This is a genomic window from Rubrivirga sp. (genome assembly GCF_049648075.1).
Lineage (GTDB): Bacteria > Bacteroidota > Rhodothermia > Rhodothermales > Rubricoccaceae > Rubrivirga.
Window position 1 is genome coordinate 1 of sequence record NZ_JBARYR010000636.1, and the last position, 1,506, is coordinate 1,506.

Consider the following 1,506-nt stretch of genomic DNA (forward strand, 5'->3'; position numbering starts at 1 on the left):
ACTTTGAGGGCCGCATCCACGCGCTCGTCAAGGCCAACTACCTCGCCAGCCCGCCGCTCGTCGTCGCCTACGCGCTCGCTGGCACGGTCGATATCGACCTGCAGAACGACGTGATTGGGATGGACAAGGACGGCAACGACGTCTACCTCAAGGACCTGTGGCCGAGCCAGCAGGAGATTCTGGACGCGGTGCAGAGTGCGGTGACGCGCGAGCAGTTCGAAGAGCTGTACGACGGCATCGAGGACTCGAACCCGCGTTGGAACGCGATCGAGACGTCCGAGGGTGCCGTGTATGACTGGCAGGACTCGTCGACCTACATCCAGGAGCCGCCGTTCTTTATGGACGTGACGCCTGAGATTCCGGGTATCGAGTCCATCGAAGGCGCGCGGACCCTCGTTAAGGCCGGCGACTCGACCACGACGGACCACATCTCGCCTGCCGGCGCGATTCCGAAGTCGGAGCCCGCCGGTCAGTTCTTGCAGGACCGGGGCGTCGAGCCGAAGGACTTCAACTCGTTCGGCAGCCGCCGTGGTAACGACCGCGTGATGACGCGCGGCACGTTCGGCAACATCCGCCTGCGCAACCACATGGCGCCGGGCACCGAGGGCGGCTGGACGATGAAGGACGGCGAGAAGATGTACATCTACGACGCTGCCCAAGAGTACGAGGCCGAGGGCACGCCACTCGTGGTATTCGCCGGCAACGACTACGGCATGGGCTCGTCACGCGACTGGGCTGCCAAGGGCACGCTGCTCCTGGGCATCAAGGCCGTGGTCGCCAAGTCGTTCGAGCGGATCCACCGGTCGAACCTGGTCGGGATGGGCGTGCTGCCTCTCCTATTCCAAGACGGCGAGGGCCTCGACACGCACGGCCTCGATGGCACGGAGGCGTTCGACATCCCCGTGGGCGACGACGTCCAGCCGGGCGACGTCCTCGAGGTCACGGCGACCAAGGACGACGGGACCACGGCGACGTTCGACGTCACGGTCGCGCTCAACACGCCGGTCGAGGTCGAGTACTACCGCCACGGCGGGATCTTGAACTACGTGCTCCGCGACTTCCTCAACAACGAGCTCGAGCCGGCCTAGCGCTGACCTCGACGTGTTTTCCGCCCGGTTCGGCCTCGAGGTCGGACCGGGCGTTTTGGTTTGGGGCGTCCTCGAGGGCGCGGGGTGATCCGTCCTCGAGGTCGAGACGCACTGTCGAGGTCGGCGGGGGAGACGCCGTTGCATGCAACGGCGCCCCGGGCGTCCGAGATCGCATCGCCCTCGAGGTCGAACGCGACGTCACGTCCTCGAGGACGGAGATTTCTGCACCTCGGCACGCCGCCCTCAGACGGAGATTGACCTCGAGGGCGGAGCACGCGAACCTCTTCTCTTTCGGACCTCTGCTCGCATTCCGGCGAAGCCGGCCCACTGTTCTCGAAGCTGCGGTCCGACCTCGAGGACGAACACAAAAAAGGGCCGGCGCCCACCACGGCACCGGCCCCGTCGCTCGCCACAGGGG

General features: G+C 66.2%; 1 protein-coding gene and 1 pseudogene. One reads left to right on the forward strand and one right to left on the reverse strand.

Annotation, left to right across the window (positions count from 1 at the left end; all coding sequences use genetic code 11):
- A pseudogene (locus tag WBA11_RS17275) lies at positions 1 to 1,088 on the forward strand (aconitate hydratase); the annotation flags it as partial.
- On the opposite strand, the gene WBA11_RS17280 reads toward WBA11_RS17275, so the two are convergent.
- Positions 1,085 to 1,506 (reverse strand): hypothetical protein (locus tag WBA11_RS17280; protein ID WP_424521886.1); only part of this gene is annotated, 422 nt, incomplete at its 5' end. The pseudogene WBA11_RS17275 and the gene WBA11_RS17280 overlap by 4 nt on opposite strands.